Here is a 13612-nt window from a genome sequence, read left to right as displayed (position 1 = left end):
GTCCGCTCCGCCGCCCTACGCGGTGGTGGGGGCGCCGGCGACGCGGCGCTCGCCGCCGTTGCGCTCCTGCCAGAACCGGTACACCTCGACGGCGTCCGCGCGCGGCTCGTGGCGCATCGGCAGCCGGCGCTGCTGCCAGGGCTTGGCGAACTCGTCGTAGAAGGTGTTCAGCTCGAAGTACTTGCGGTCGTCCACGTAGTGGGGCTCGTAGGCGTCGCGGGTGGTGAGGAAGACGACCTCGGCCGGGGAGCAGTAGTACAGCGCGCCCAGGCACATCGGGCAGGGGTGGGCGAGCACGTGGATGGTGGCGTCGGTCAGGTGCTCGGTGCCGAGCCTGGTGCAGGCCTCGCGGATGGCGAGGATCTCCGCGTGGGCGGTCGGGTCGCCGGTCTGGGCGACCTTGTTGGCGCTCTCGGCCAGCAGCTCGCCGTCCCTGACGATGACGGTCGCGAACGGGCGGCCGCCCTCGGCGACGTTCTGGCGGGCGAGGTCGATGGTGCGCTGCACGAAGTCCATGAAGGTCCTCCGGAAGTGGTCGGGCGGGCCGCCGGAAGGGCGGCGCCGCGGGGACGGGAAGCGGGCCCGGTCAGAAGGGCCCGGTCAGAAGGGCTTGGTCAGAAGGGCTTGGTCGGCAGGTACTTGCCGTCCAGGGTGATGACGGCGCGCTCGCCGCCCTCGGGGTCGGCGACCTTCTGCACGTCGAGCCGGAAGTTGATCGCGGAGATGATGCCGTCGCCGAACTGCTCGTGGATCAGGGCCTTGAGGGTCGTCCCGTAGACCTGGAGCATCTCGTAGAAGCGGTACATGGTCGGGTCGGTCGGGATCCGGTCCGGCATCGAGCCGCGGACCGGGATGGTCTGCAGCAGCGTCGCCGCGTCCTCGTCGAGGTCCAGCAGCTCGGCCACGGCCTGGGCGGAGCTCTCCGGCAGCGGGTGCTGGCCGAGGACGGCGGCGGTGGTGAAGGCCACCGACAGGCCGGCGGCGTCGGCGATCCGCTGCCAGGACAGGTTCTTCCGGATCTTGGCCTCGACGGCGGCGGCGGCCAGGGCCTGGCGGGCGGCGGGGTCGAACTGTGCGTGCACCATTTGTCGGTACGTCCTTCTCTTCAGGTGATGTCGGGATGGATGCCGGTTCCCCGCGGGCGGTCGCGAGCGGGAACCCCGGGGCCGGGGTCAGGCCGTGAGCGCGGTGCCCGCGGCGGTCAGGTCCTCGACGCGGCCGGTCGGGATGTCGTAGACCCAGCCGTGCAGGGCGACCTTCCCCGCCGCCAGCGCGCGGGCGACCGAGGGGTGGGTGGCCAGGTTCGCCAGCTGGGCGAGCACGTTCTGGCGCACCAGGGCCGGCACGTCACCGTGGGCGGCGGTGCGGGCGCGGGAGGCGTCCGCGTGCCGCAGCCAGGCGGCGACGGTCGGGGCGCCGCTGAGGTCGTGCCCCTCGGCGAGCGCGGTCATCGCGCCGCAGGCCGAGTGGCCGCAGACGACGACGTCCCGCACGCCCAGGGCGGCGACCGCGTACTCGATGCTCGCGGCCACCCCGTCGGCTTCGGGACGGTAGGCGGGCACCAGGTTGCCGGCGGTGCGGATGACGAACAGGTCACCCGGCTCGGTGCCGGTGATCAGCTCGGGGACGACGCGGGCGTCGGAGCATCCGATGAACAGCGTGTGCGGTGTGTGCTGCGTGGCCAGACGGGCGAAGAGCTCCGCCTTGGCCGGGAAGACGTCCCGCTGGAAACGGGCGACGCCCTCGGCGAGGTCCTGCATGGTCACTCCCTTCGGCGGTGGCCGGCCCTTGCGGGCTGCTGACATCCAGCATGCATGACCTGGGCCTATAGTGTCCAAGAGGCGTTCAGCCTGGAAACCATTGGCTCCATCTATAGTTTGTCCATGGCCGCTCTCGAACTGCGTCACCTGCGCTACCTGCTCGCCGTGGCCGAACACGGCAACTTCACCCGCGCCGCCGAGGAGCTGCACATCTCGCAGCCCACGCTCTCCCAGCAGATCAGGCAGCTGGAGCGGACCCTGGGCGTGCAACTGCTGGACCGCACCGGCCGCACGGTACGGCTCACCGACGCCGGGACCGTCTACACCGACCACGCCCGGCGCGCGCTTCGTGACCTGGCCGCCGCCGAACGCGCCGTCCACGACGTCCAGGACCTGTCCCGCGGCCACCTGCGGCTGGGCGTCACCCCCACCTTCACCGCCTACCTGATCGGCCCGCTCACCGCCGAGCTGCACGTGCGCCACCCGGCCGTCGACCTCACCCTGACCGAGACGACCCAGGACCGCGTCGAGGCGGCCCTGCTCGCCGACGAGCTCGACCTCGGCATCGCCTTCGCCGGCCCCCACCTGCCCGGCGTCACCCCCACCGCGCTGTTCACCGAGACCCTCAGCCTCGTCACCGGCACCCCGCGCGCCCGGACGCTGCCCGCCCCGCTACCGGTGCGCGCGCTCAGGGGCGAGCGGCTCGCCCTGCTCAGCGGCGACTTCGCCACCCGAGGCCACATCGACGCCTACTTCACCCGCCACCTGGCCGCACCCCGCATCGCGGTCGAGGCCAACTCCATCCAGGCCCTCACCGAGATCGTGCGCCGCACCCCGCTGGCCACCGTCCTGCCCGACGCCATCGCCCACGGTCACCCGCACCTCACCCCCGTCCCCCTGGATCCGCCGCTGCCCAGCCGCACCGTCACCCTCCTGCACCGCGAGGGCGCCTACCGCAGCGCGGCCGCCCGCGCCTTCACCGAGCTCACCCTGGACTTCGTCCGTTCCCGCGGCTACACCCCGCCCGCGTGAACCCCGGCGCGCGGCGTGCCGGCGTCGTTCAGAACCCCGACACATGCCCGGCCGCCGACTCGGCGCCGCCGTCGCCCTGCGGCGCCGGTTCGCCGGTCACCGGGACGCCCCCGCCGGGGTCCGGCTGGACGGCGGCGGCCTGCGCCGGTTCGTCGTGTTGCTGGATCGCTCCGGCCTGGGCCTGCTGCGCCGCTCCCGGACCGCCATGGGCATGGCCGGTGTCGCCGGACGCCGCGGCCCCGGTCTCGGGCTGGGACCCGGGCAGCGGGTGCCAGCCGCCGTCCGGCGACTGGTAGGCGGCCGAGACCAGCTCCGTCGTCCCGGTCTGGCCGCCGTCGCCGGCCGTCCCGTCGTGCACCGGGAGCGGATGCCAGGCGCCGTCGTGCCCCAGGAACCAGGCCGCGTTCAGCTCGACCCCCGGCGGGCCGCCACCGGCGTCGGCCGAGGGCGGCGCGGCGGGCGGGACGGGATGCCAGGAACCGGCGGCGTCCTGCGTCCAGTCCAGGTCGACCACGCTCTGCGCGCCCGGGATCGCGTGGCCGTCCGGACCGACGGGATGCCAGGTGCCCTCCGGTCCGCGCCATCCCGATCCCGCGGTGCCGGGCGGGTCGCTCGCCGACACGTGATGCCAGGCGCCGGCCGCGTCCCGGTAGCCGCCCTCGGTGTGCGTGATCGCGCCGGGGACCGGGGTCGAGGAGATCGCGTGCCAGGCGCTGCCCGGTTCGTACCACCATCCGCCCTGGAACGCGACGATCCCGTGCGGCGGCAGCGGGGCCGAGGGTTCGTGACGGTGTTCCGTGGCCGGCCCGGCCAGGTCCGGCAGCGCGTGCAGCGGCGGCGCGACGTCGGACGGCAGGGTGAACGCGGCCTCGTCGGCGCTCCCGTGGGTCGCCCGGAAGAGGAGGTCGCCGAGGTCGTGGGCGAGGTCGTGGCCGGTGGCCGCCTCGATGCCCTTGATCGCCGTGGTGCCCACGCCGTAGCCCGCCAGCGCGGCGCCGACCAGCGCGCCGGCCGGGGTGGTGACGTCCAGCAGCCCGAGCGTGGCGGAGTAGGCCCCGGCGAGCCCGGTCGCGGCGGTGGCGGCTCCGTCGAGCACCTGCTCGCCGTTGTCGCCGCCCAGCCCCGTGCCGAGCTTCACCCCGCCGTTCCAGGTGTCGCGCGCGCCGGCGAACAGGCCGTAGCCGCTGATCGCCTGGTTCAGCGGCGAGAACGTGAACGGGCCGGTGGAGCCCAGGCCGTGGGCGCTGCCGCCGAGCCTGTCGAAGTCGGTGTTCATCAGGAAGTTGGGCACCGTGAAGACGTTGACCACGTGCTGGAGGGCGTCGTCGGCCCTGTGGGCCGCGTCGTCGACGCCGCGCAGCACGTCCGCGGCCTGGTGCAGGGCGTCCCGCAGGGCCTGCGGCAGGAGGTCCGTCATGACCGGGTGAACAGGCCGGCCCGTGCGACGGTGTCGCCCGCGCCGGGCGGCGGCGTGCCGGCCGCCAGGGCGAGGTCCAGCTCGGCGGCCAGGATGGCCGCCGCGTGCGCGTACGGCCGGGGCCCGACCGCCGCGGGGTCGGCCTCCCGCCTGGCCGCCAGCTCGATCCAGGTCGCGAACGCCTCGGCCAGCGGCTGCTCGGCGGGCTCCGGCCGCAGCTCGCCGGCCTGCTCCACGAGCGCGGCGATCAGCTTCCTGCGCAGTCCCGAACCCGGCGGCCGGGGCGGGACCGCCTGGACGACCTGCATCACGGAGATCGCGGCACGCACCACGTCGACGATCATCTCGGCCTCCCGGCCCGCTCAGGACGCCGGGACCCGGACCTCGCCGAGGACCAGGTCACGCCTGTCCGGCCAATGGAAATCGTGCAGGGTGACGGTGAGACGGGACGCCCTCGGCGAGGTGTCCCACACCGTGAACACGAGCTTGCTGCGCTGACCGAGCGGCGGGTCGCCGTCCCCGCCGCCCTGGAACGGCACCGACCCGAGCTCGCTGCCGCTCGCCCGGTCGCTGATGCGGTAGATCATCCGGGAGGCGAACTGCCGCTCCTCCCGGGTCACGTACGCGGTGACGACGATCGACGGTCTGGTCCTCCCCATCCACCTGCTGACCGTCCGAGCGGTCCGCTCCACCGTGAACCGCCAGCCGTACCCGTGGATCGTCCAGGGCGGCGGCCCGGACGCGTTCTTCCTGATCGGCTCGTCGGCCTCCAGGAACGGCAGCCTGGGCAGGCCGATCCCGGGAACGGCCGGCCCGTCGAGCCCGATCCGGGGGACGACCAGCGCCGCCGCGACCAGCACGGCGATCACCAGGTTGGCGCGGGCGAAGAAGCGCATCCGCCGGCCCTAGAAGAGGATCTTCTTCATGGCGCGGCGCTCGCGCACGACCGGCCCCTGCAGTTCCTGGTAGAGCTTGTCGACCTGGCCCGGCCTGCCGAGCCCGGCCAGGACGATCGACTCCTTCTCCGTCCCGAGCATGTAGGTCAGCTCCAGCGAGGCGGTGTTCGTCAGGTAGGAGGACAGGGTGCGCACGTAACGGACCTGGGTGATCGAGGCGTACAGGATCACCTGCTTGCTCCGGTCCCTGACGCCTTGGGCCACGTCGACGCGGCGCTGGTGGAAGACGTACGACGTCACCCGGGCGGAGACGACGGCGGCGACCCAGGCCGCCACGGCGTACAGCCCGAGCGCCACGACGAGCAGCGGCACCCGCAGCACGGAGACGGACAACGCCAGCGCCGTGGCCACCAGCGGCGTGAGCGCGAGGTGCCGGGTCTGCGTCCTGGTGGACCACACTTCCTGGCCGACGTCGTAGACGGCCCGTTCGTCCAGGTCGTCGGCCATGGTCCGGTACGGCGTGACCCCCGCCGCCACGGTGCGGGTGTACTCCAGGGCGGCGGCGTGCTCGGGATCGTCCGGGACCACGACCTGACGCGGCGCGGCGGGCACCGGGGGCGGCGGGGCCGGGGTGGGGGCCTGGGGCGGCGGGTCGCCCGTCGCGGGGCCGTCGTCCGCCCGGCAGGCCGCCAGGCGGCTGCGCACGTCCTTCACCACGTCCCCGGCCAGTGACTGGCGGAAGGCGACCGCGGCCTCGGCGGGCCTGCCCTGCTCCTGGAGCGCCACGCCCAGCTCGTAGGCGGCCAGGTGGTGCGCGGGTTCGGCCGCCACCACCGCGCCCAGGTGCCGTTCCGCCTCGCGCCACTCGCCCAGCTCGTTCAGGCACACGCCGAGCGAGTACCGGCAGACCCGATCGCCGGGGAACCCGGCGACCACCTCCAGGAGCACGTCCCTGGCCTCGGCGGTCCGCCCCGCCCGGTACAGGGCCAGCGCCCGGCCGAACCCCGAGTCGTCCTGTGCCGGCATGCGTCCACCCTCCGCCGTCTGGTCAGAGCCGGACATCTCAGTGGTGGGGCAACTGCGGGTACACCACCAGGAAGAAGACGGCGAGGGCGACGACGGCGAGGATGATCTGCGTCCCCAGGCTCAGCTCGTCGCCACCGCCGCGGCGGGCCCGCCACTCGTCGCGATCACGTCGGCGCGACGAATCGTCGGTGGAGCGCCGGACCATCTCCCGCTGGTGGTCGATCCGCCGCGAGCTCTCCCGCTGGTGGTCGTCGAACGGCATCTGTCACTCCTTCTGGGTCGCACCGCCTGGAGCCAGAGTGATACGGAACGTCATCACCCGGTAACGATAAGGCGGAAATCGGCCGCACTCCAGTCGCGCCCGCATATCCGTAGACAGAACTGTCCCGCCGGCCGGCCGGGTCGATGAATACGAAGAAGTACGTACTTCCGATTCGCCGTGCCGGATGGTAGCCGTTCATGCACAATGCGCCCATGACGTCATTGTTCAGGGACGATGGCCGACGCATTCACGACCTGGCGATGGACATCCTCACGACGAGAACGCCCGTACGCGTCTGGCCGCTGCTGATGGAACGGCTGACGAAGGACCTGCCGGGAGATCTGGCGGTGCTCATCGACCTGGACTGGACGGCGGGCACCGGGCACGCGCTGACCGGCTCGCCCGACTGGCTGCACCAGGCGCCGCTGGACGCCCTCATCCACTCCCACATGCGCGCCCACCCGCTGCTCCGCCACTACGCCCGGACCGGCGACCGCACCCCGCTGGCCATGGACGACGTCGCCGACGGCGACTGGTGGAAGAGCGAGGCCTACCACGCCGGCCGGGAGGCGATCGGCATCGACCGCCAGCTCGCCCTCCCCCTGGACGCCCGGCCGGGGCAGATCCGCGGCGTCATCATGAGCCGCGACGGCACCGGCTACAGCGACCGGGACCTGGAATACGCCGCTCTCGCGCGTTCGCTCCTCGACACGGTCGAAGCGCACGAGAGGGCCGTCTTCCGCCTGCCCGCGCTCGCGGACCCGGCCGAGCACGGGATCACCCTGCGCGAGATGGCGGTCCTGATGTTGCTGAGCGAGGGGCTGACCGCGTACGCCATCGGCCGCCGGCTCACCGTCAAGGAGGCGACGGTGAACAAGCACAAGGAGAACCTGTACCGCAAGCTCGGCGTGCACGACCGCGTCACGGCGCTGCGCAGGGCCCGCGCACTCGACCTCCTCCCACCCGAACCAGGCAGCGGCAGGTGACGCACCGGGACAGCCGGTCTGCGCACGGTTCCTGACGCCTGACCAGACCCACTTTCGGCTCGATTCATGTGCCCGGTGGGACAAACATCCCTGACCTCGACACTTTGGGTGGTGGATCGAATACTGAGCGTGACAGACTCCTCGGACGGAAGGATCCCCCCCATGCCCACCGCCCGCATCGCCGCCGGTCAGACCTCCCCTGGACAGGGCTGGCAGGCCTACGGCTCCAACGGCATCTACATCGACGTCGACACCACCTCCGCGCGCTTCTCCGGGCGTCCCGTCTACGTGACCTCCATCAGCAGCACCGGCGGCAACCAGTGGAACCTGGTCGGCCCCAGCGCCGTCTACGACGCCACCGCCACCAAGTTCCGCGTCTACGTGCAGTGGCGTGACGCGTCGGCGCTGTCCCCGGGCACCGCCCAGCAGTTCGGCTGGTACATCCAGTGGATCGGTTACGACAACCCCTGACCGCGGCTCGCACGGCCGGCCGGCGCCCGGACGGGCCCGGCCGGCCTCGCCGCGAGGGCCGGGGGTCGCCTGATTGCCGCCGCACGCCTCTTACGGCGGGGTCCACGGAAATCGGCGCAGTGGCGCTCCCCGGAACCTTCGTGTCCACCTCACACGTTGATCAACAACACGGGAGGTGGGCATGGATGTGATCCTCGTATGGCTGGCGGTGCTCCTCGGGGCGGTCACCGTCGGCACGGTCATCGCCGCAGAGGTGGCGCACGTCCGCGCCCGCCTGAGGCTCGGCGGGCTGCGCGACGTCGACCTCGGCCACTACGAGCTCGCCTATCTCGCGGGCGGTCCGGTACGGGTGGCGGACACCGCGCTCGGGCTGCTGGCCAGGGAAGGGGAGATCCGCGTCTCCCGAGGCGGGAAGATCCATCGCGTCGCCACGGCCGTGACGGCGGGATACCCCGTGGAGGAGCGGCTTGTCGCGATCCTCGCCGAGCGCAGGAGCCCGCCGGTCGTCCTGGTCAAGCGCCGCCTGGCGGAGAGTGCGGAGGTCGCCGGGATCAGGGGCCGGCTCGCCGATCTGGGCCTGCTCGTCGACTCTCGGAGCGTGCCCGGCTTCCGCGTCTGCCGTGAGGTCCTGAAGCTGATCCCCACGGTCGCGGTCGTCGCCGCCGGGGCCGACGTGATCTACATGATCGTCGCGCAGTCGCCGCCGCTGAGCGTGGCTGCCCTGTTCGGGTTCGGCGGCAGCTGGCTGGCGGCCAGGAAGGTCCGGTCCCTGTACGTCAGGAACCGGCCGGTCCGGCTCGGCCGCGCGGGCCGCCACCAGTTGGAGAAGGCACGCCGGGCACACCCGTACGGGGCCGGGACCGACGCGGTGGCCGTGCCGCTCGCGCTGTACGGACTGAGCCACCTCGGCGACCCGCACCTGTCGGCCGAGCTCAGCAAGCGGTCCATCCCGGACGGTCACCTCTACCCGGCCGAACCCAGCAGCCCGAGCGCCCAGTGCGGCTCCGTCGGCTGGACCCCGGACGACAGCGGAAGCGGCACCTGGGACGGCGGGGGCGGCGGCTGGGACGGCGGCGGCTCGGGTGACGGCGGAGGCGGCGGTTCCTGACGGGGACTCTGCCCAGGGGCGGCTCAAGCTCGGGGTGGGGCCACGGCTTCGGGCGGCAGGCGGCGCGCCAGGCGGAGCAGCACGAGTGCGGCCGGCCCCACGAGGGCTGCCGGCGTCAGCCACAGCAGCGGTGGCGCCGTACCGAGCAGGGCCGAGAAGCCGGCGGGCGCGAGGACGGCCGCGAGCGCCCAGGTCTGCTGGTAGATCGCCAGGTAGCGGCCCCGCATGGCCGGTGGTGCGATGGCGGCCGCGAGGGCCCAACTGGGCACGGTGTGCATGAGCTCGCCGCAGGTGAGGACGAGCGTGGCGACAAGCAGCCCGCCGACGCGCGCGAGTCCGGCGGGGAGCAGCGCGGTCGCGGCGTAGGCGGCGCACGCCGCCATCATGATCAGGCCGCTCAGGGCCATGGCGTGCGTACGGCGGGCGTGCCGCTGCCACCTCCGGACCGGGAGCTGGCCCGCCGCCACGAGGACCGTGTTGATCGCGTAGAGGACGCCCAGCAGGGCCGGCGGGACGCCGAGCACCGTGACCGCGTACACCGGCAGGGCGACGGGGAGGATGAGGTGGATCAGGGTGTATGCCTGCTCGGCCGCCACCAGGGTGACGAACGGCCGGTCGGCGAGCACCTGCCGGTAACCGCCCGGATTCCGGGGCGGCGGTGCGGGCGCGCGGCGTCCCGAGAGCATCAGTCAGGCGGCCGCCAGGGCGAAGCTCGCCGCGTTCATCAGGGCGACGACCGCGAACCCGGTGGTGCCGGCGAGGGACGCATGGGCCATCGCGCTTCGGGGCGTCCTGTGGCGCCCGAAGGAGGACAACCGGTCAGAATTTGCCGGGCTCGAACCTTCGGACGAATACGTAGGTGTGGGATCGGCTGACCAGCTCGACCACTCTCCTGCGCCGCTGCTCCAGCATGGTGACCTTCACGCATTTCAGCGTGACCTTGCGCCGGCCGAGGAGCGCGTCGTAGGCGAGGTACATTTTGTCGAAGCCCCGGTTGTCCCTCATCCCGACGCCCAGCTGGGTGCGGAACCGCCTCGAGCCTGGCGGGTTGAAGGGTTTGGCGGCCACGATGGCGTCGGTGGCCTTGGCGGGGCAGCGGACGAGTACGCGAACGTAACTGTCCTGACGCGGGCGACGCGGCCTGATCTTGACCCCCGTCCAGTTACCGATGCCCGCCGGCGCCGCGGGCCGGTCCGCCGCTCCCTCCGGGTCGGTCTGGTCATCGGCACTGTCGCCCTCCTCCACCGGAGGGTCGGGCATCGGCAGGACGGGGGCGGCCGCCGCGATCGTGCTGGGACTTGCGACAAGGGCCGCGAGCAGGCCGAATGTCGCTACAACCCTCATGATCTCCCTCTCGGCGGGCAAGTGAAGCGATTGACGACGGGAGGGGGGTAGCCCCAGTATGCGGGCGAGCCTGGGCTGATGAGGGGATGCCACGCCGTTCGCTGGTGTTCGACGGATTCGGCCGAGTCCGCGCCGGTTCTCCTCGGGGAGGCGGGCGTCCGGAGCACGGAGCCGACCTCCACGCCCTCGCCTCAGCCCGGCCTGGCGACTCCATCCACGGGCGGCGAAGAAGGGAGGTCCGCGCACCGGACCACGTCCGGCCGGCCACAGCACCGGCGAAGGGCCCGCGATCGGCACACGGTCACGATCGGACGACAGGCACTGTCCACGGTCCTCACCGCCCCCGCCGGCCGGTGGCCGGCCGTGCCTGATGAGCCGTCCACGCCCCCGCCCTCGGACGCGCCGCCCCTCCCCCGTCACCTTCCGTGATCCTTGACGGGACCCACCGCGTGTGACTTCGTCCTTCTGGGTTCCCGACGGCAGCTCGACCAGGTGGAGGAGTCCACCTGCACCGCGCTCGACCTGCCGGTGAAGGTCTCGACGGTGTCCCATCACGTCAACGTCCTGCGGCACAGCGGCATCGTGTCCACCCGCCTGGACGGCACGGCCCGGCCGAGCCGGCTGCGCAGGGACGACCTGGAACGCCGTCCTCTGGATCGCCCCGCCCCGTCCCGCCTGGCGAACGGCCCGGTGTGAGCGGCTTCACCGCTCAGAAATCCTCCGCCACGTCGTCAGTTGTGATGGCCCCTTGCCACCCGCGGAAGGATTGACGACCATGACCGACGCCAGACTGCCAGGCGACGACGGGGCCGCGTTCATCGCGGCGGCCCACTCGAACGACGCAGCACAGTTCGCGCTCATCACGGAGCGCTACCGGCATGAGCTCCAGGTGCACTGCTACCGGATGCTCGCGAACTACGAGGACGCCCAGGACCTGACGCAGGAGACGTTCCTGCGGGCGTGGAACAAGCGGGAGTCGTTCAAGGGCCACGCTGCGCCGCGGACCTGGCTGTACCGGATCGCGACGAACGCCTGCCTGGACTTCCTGGAGAAGCGCAACGACCGCATACCCGTGCCTGCCGAACTGCCGGGCGCGGGCTCGGAAGTGCACTACCTGCAGCCCTACCCGGACCGGATGCTCCCGGAGGACCCGCAGGAATCGGTGGTGGCGCGGGAGACGATCGAGCTGGCGTTCATCGTCGCCGTCCAGCATCTGCCGCCGCGGCAGCGGGCGGTGTTCATCCTGCGCGACGTCCTCGGCTGGCCGGCGTCGAAGGCCGCCGACGCCCTGGAGCTGACCGTCGCCTCGGTGACCAGCGCACTGCAGCGGGCGCGCGTGACGATGCGCGAGCAGCTGCCCGGCCGCCGCCTCGACTGGCGCAGCCCTGCCACGCACGAGCTGTCGCATGACGAGCGCGGCGTGGTGAAGTCGTACATGGACGCCCATGAACGCAACGACCTCGACGGGCTGATGGCCCTGCTGCGCCACGACCTGCGCTTCGCGATGCTGCCCGATCCGGGCACCTTGGTCGTCACGGCCAAGGACGCGGTGGACGGCTGGGTCTCCGGTGGGCTCTTCCAGCGTGGCTACGACGACTGGCGCTGCATCCCCACGACGGTCAACCTCATGCCTGCCGCCGTGCTGTACCGCCGCACCCCCGACGACCCGGAACATCGTCTGTTCAACATCGCGGTCCTGCACATCGTGGACGGGAAGATCGCCGAGCTCACCGGATTCGACGCCACCGACAAGCCATGGCTGGGCCTGCCCGCGACGCTGTGATCAGACGAGTCCCCCTCGTCGACGAGTCCAGCGCGCGGGCAGGCGAGGCGGTCCACGGCGCACTCGAACGCTCGCCGAGGGTCACGGTGAGCGCGCCAGGAAGGATCGCGAGCCGACCTTACGAGCCGAGCACGCGGCCCGTGCTCATCGCCTCCTCTCGTATCGGGTCAGCAGCACGCCGCCGGGAAATGTCCGCGTCTCGACCAGGTTCAGGTTCACCCAGCTGTCCAGCGCGGCGAAGAACGGCGTGCCGCCGCCCACCAGGACCGGGTGGGTGACGATCGCGTACTCGTCGATCAGCCCGGCCCGCATGGCCGCCCCGGCGAGCGTCGCACCGCCGATGTCCATCGGGCCGCCGTCCTCGGCCCTGAGCCGGGCGATCTCGGCGACCGCGTCGCCGGTGACCAGGCGGGTGTTCCAGTCGACCTTGTCGATCGTCGACGAGAACACCACCTTCGGCATGTCCCGCCAGCGGCGGGCGAACGCGATCTCCGCCGGTGTGGCACCCGGCTGCTCGTCGGCGGTCGGCCAGTGGGAGCTCATCGTCTCCCACAGCTTGCGCCCGTACAGCGCCAGGCTCGTCACGTCCACCCGGTCGGACCACCACTGGAACAGCTCGTCGCCCGGCGACGCGTCCGGTCCCTCCCCGCCGCTCCAGCCGAGGTCGCCGCCGGGCGCGGCGATGTAGCCGTCCAGGGTCGCGTTCATGGCGAAGATCAGTTTGCGCATTCTGCCGGCCTCCTGTGAGTCGATCTCACATGTACAGACGGGCGCGGCGCGGAAACCTGATCGGTGCGCGGTCCGATCCAGAGCGTCACAGCCGGTCGGCTTCGCGAACGGCGTTGCGCCCCTGTCACATCGGCTCGTCGTCCGGGCTCATCGGCGTTCAGGGGTGAGGACGGATCCTTCGAGGAGCAGGATCAGAGCCGGATGCCCTTGATGATCCCCGCCAGCCCCGGCACGAGAGGCGGGCTCGCCATCACGGTGACGACGACGCCCGCGCGCTCGACCCAGCCCGTGTACACACCGGCCCCCAGCGCGCCGTCACCCTCCTGGCGGAGCACCTGGCGATCGCCGATCTTCGTGGTGCTCGTGTCACCGGAGAAGGTCCCGATGTCGAACGGCGCGTTCTTGAGCTGCGCCAACGAGGTCGCCTTCGGCCAGCACGCCACCCTGACCCACAGCGCCCGGTGCCGGCGGCTCACGTCGTCGCGGTCGTCCGACCACTGGTAGCCGTACTCGACGATGCCGTCGTGCTTGTTGACGACGACCTGCCCGTACGTGAAGCCCTTCGGGAGGCGGCCGACGCGGACCCCCTTGATCGCTGCCGCGCCCCTCGCGGGCTTGTCGACCTTGCCCGCTGACGAGCGCCGCGCCTCTGCCTTGGAGGGGACGGGACAACTCGGACGCTCCGCCGCCCGCGCGGGGACGGCCACGAGAGTTGCGGCAACGGGGAGCACGGCCAGGGCGGCAAGCTTCTGAATCTTGTTCATGTCAGGGTTGGATGCGTCCGGATCAAGAAGGGTT

The 13612-nt window shown here is 72.3% G+C and carries 19 protein-coding genes; 6 read left to right on the top strand and 13 right to left on the bottom strand.

All coding sequences use genetic code 11. From position 1 onward, the window contains the following. Positions 1-15 precede the first annotated feature (15 nt). From ABZ444_RS43250 to ABZ444_RS43240, 3 genes are all read right to left on the bottom strand, one after another. Positions 16-516, bottom strand: a complete 501-nt coding sequence (locus ABZ444_RS43250; RefSeq protein ID WP_358010004.1) for a nucleoside deaminase — start codon at positions 514-516, stop codon at positions 16-18. A 98-nt stretch (positions 517-614) separates the two neighbouring features. Then, the gene (cynS, locus tag ABZ444_RS43245; protein WP_358010003.1) at positions 615-1085 is read right to left on the bottom strand and encodes a cyanase; all 471 of its coding nucleotides are present in this window, start codon (positions 1083-1085) and stop codon (positions 615-617) included. An 87-nt stretch (positions 1086-1172) separates the two neighbouring features. Next, positions 1173-1760 carry a carbonic anhydrase gene (locus ABZ444_RS43240; protein WP_358010002.1) on the bottom strand — a complete coding sequence of 196 codons (588 nt, stop codon included), beginning with the start codon at positions 1758-1760 and terminating at the stop codon, positions 1173-1175. Positions 1761-1883: 123 nt separating this feature from the next. Here ABZ444_RS43240 and cynR point away from each other — a divergent pair, with 123 nt between their 5' ends. Beyond that, a complete protein-coding gene (gene cynR, locus ABZ444_RS43235) occupies positions 1884-2792 on the top strand; it encodes a transcriptional regulator CynR (RefSeq protein WP_358010001.1) in 909 nt (302 codons plus the stop codon). A gap of 28 nt (positions 2793-2820) precedes the next feature. On the opposite strand, the gene ABZ444_RS43230 is transcribed toward cynR, so the two are convergent. The 5 genes from ABZ444_RS43230 to ABZ444_RS43210 are packed head-to-tail and all read right to left on the bottom strand — an operon-like array spanning position 2821 to position 6393. After that, the gene (locus ABZ444_RS43230; protein WP_358010000.1) at positions 2821-4209 is read right to left on the bottom strand and encodes a hypothetical protein; all 1389 of its coding nucleotides are present in this window, start codon (positions 4207-4209) and stop codon (positions 2821-2823) included. Further along, positions 4206-4553, bottom strand: coding sequence for a hypothetical protein (locus ABZ444_RS43225; protein WP_358009998.1), 348 nt, complete (start codon positions 4551-4553; stop codon positions 4206-4208). The genes ABZ444_RS43230 and ABZ444_RS43225 overlap by 4 nt, the downstream gene beginning before the upstream one ends. Positions 4554-4571: 18 nt before the next feature. Next, positions 4572-5105 carry a hypothetical protein gene (locus ABZ444_RS43220; protein ID WP_358009996.1) on the bottom strand — a complete coding sequence of 178 codons (534 nt, stop codon included), beginning with the start codon at positions 5103-5105 and terminating at the stop codon, positions 4572-4574. A 9-nt stretch (positions 5106-5114) separates the two neighbouring features. Beyond that, a complete protein-coding gene (locus ABZ444_RS43215) occupies positions 5115-6131 on the bottom strand; it encodes a tetratricopeptide repeat protein (protein WP_358009994.1) in 1017 nt (338 codons plus the stop codon). A gap of 37 nt (positions 6132-6168) precedes the next feature. Then, positions 6169-6393: a hypothetical protein gene (locus ABZ444_RS43210; RefSeq protein ID WP_358009993.1), complete on the bottom strand. Its 225-nt coding sequence runs from the start codon at positions 6391-6393 to the stop codon at positions 6169-6171. A gap of 212 nt (positions 6394-6605) precedes the next feature. On the opposite strand from ABZ444_RS43210, the gene ABZ444_RS43205 reads away from it, so the two are divergent. From ABZ444_RS43205 to ABZ444_RS43195, 3 genes are all read left to right on the top strand, one after another. Further along, positions 6606-7379: a helix-turn-helix domain-containing protein gene (locus ABZ444_RS43205; protein WP_358009991.1), complete on the top strand. Its 774-nt coding sequence runs from the start codon at positions 6606-6608 to the stop codon at positions 7377-7379. A gap of 162 nt (positions 7380-7541) precedes the next feature. Further along, positions 7542-7850, top strand: a complete 309-nt coding sequence (locus tag ABZ444_RS43200; protein WP_358009989.1) for a hypothetical protein — start codon at positions 7542-7544, stop codon at positions 7848-7850. A gap of 181 nt (positions 7851-8031) precedes the next feature. Continuing rightward, the gene (locus tag ABZ444_RS43195; protein WP_358009987.1) at positions 8032-8958 is read left to right on the top strand and encodes a TIGR04222 domain-containing membrane protein; all 927 of its coding nucleotides are present in this window, start codon (positions 8032-8034) and stop codon (positions 8956-8958) included. A gap of 23 nt (positions 8959-8981) precedes the next feature. On the opposite strand, the gene ABZ444_RS43190 is transcribed toward ABZ444_RS43195, so the two are convergent. From ABZ444_RS43190 to ABZ444_RS43180, 3 genes are read right to left on the bottom strand one after another with little or no spacing between them, the layout of a single operon-like run. Continuing rightward, positions 8982-9644: an MFS transporter gene (locus ABZ444_RS43190; RefSeq protein ID WP_358009985.1), complete on the bottom strand. Its 663-nt coding sequence runs from the start codon at positions 9642-9644 to the stop codon at positions 8982-8984. A gap of 3 nt (positions 9645-9647) precedes the next feature. Then, positions 9648-9773 (bottom strand): hypothetical protein, encoded by a 126-nt coding sequence (locus tag ABZ444_RS43185; RefSeq protein ID WP_358009983.1) that lies wholly within the window; start codon positions 9771-9773, stop codon positions 9648-9650. A 4-nt stretch (positions 9774-9777) separates the two neighbouring features. Beyond that, positions 9778-10302 carry a hypothetical protein gene (locus ABZ444_RS43180; RefSeq protein ID WP_358009981.1) on the bottom strand — a complete coding sequence of 175 codons (525 nt, stop codon included), beginning with the start codon at positions 10300-10302 and terminating at the stop codon, positions 9778-9780. A gap of 432 nt (positions 10303-10734) precedes the next feature. Between ABZ444_RS43180 and ABZ444_RS43175 the strand changes: the two genes are divergently transcribed. Next, positions 10735-10998 carry a helix-turn-helix domain-containing protein gene (locus ABZ444_RS43175; RefSeq protein ID WP_358009980.1) on the top strand — a complete coding sequence of 88 codons (264 nt, stop codon included), beginning with the start codon at positions 10735-10737 and terminating at the stop codon, positions 10996-10998. 79 nt (positions 10999-11077) lie between these two features. Beyond that, positions 11078-12085 carry an RNA polymerase subunit sigma-70 gene (locus ABZ444_RS43170; RefSeq protein WP_358009978.1) on the top strand — a complete coding sequence of 336 codons (1008 nt, stop codon included), beginning with the start codon at positions 11078-11080 and terminating at the stop codon, positions 12083-12085. A 144-nt stretch (positions 12086-12229) separates the two neighbouring features. On the opposite strand, the gene ABZ444_RS43165 is transcribed toward ABZ444_RS43170, so the two are convergent. Together ABZ444_RS43165 and ABZ444_RS43160 are read right to left on the bottom strand one after the other, a co-directional pair. After that, a complete protein-coding gene (locus tag ABZ444_RS43165) occupies positions 12230-12814 on the bottom strand; it encodes a dihydrofolate reductase family protein (protein ID WP_358009976.1) in 585 nt (194 codons plus the stop codon). A gap of 191 nt (positions 12815-13005) precedes the next feature. Next, positions 13006-13578 carry a hypothetical protein gene (locus ABZ444_RS43160; protein ID WP_358009974.1) on the bottom strand — a complete coding sequence of 191 codons (573 nt, stop codon included), beginning with the start codon at positions 13576-13578 and terminating at the stop codon, positions 13006-13008. Between the last annotated feature and the right edge of the window lie 34 nt (positions 13579-13612).

It is taken from the genome of Nonomuraea sp. NPDC005730, assembly GCF_040630865.1.
Classification (GTDB): Bacteria; Actinomycetota; Actinomycetes; order Streptosporangiales; family Streptosporangiaceae; genus Nonomuraea.
This window is presented reverse-complemented; position numbering and strand designations above follow the sequence as displayed.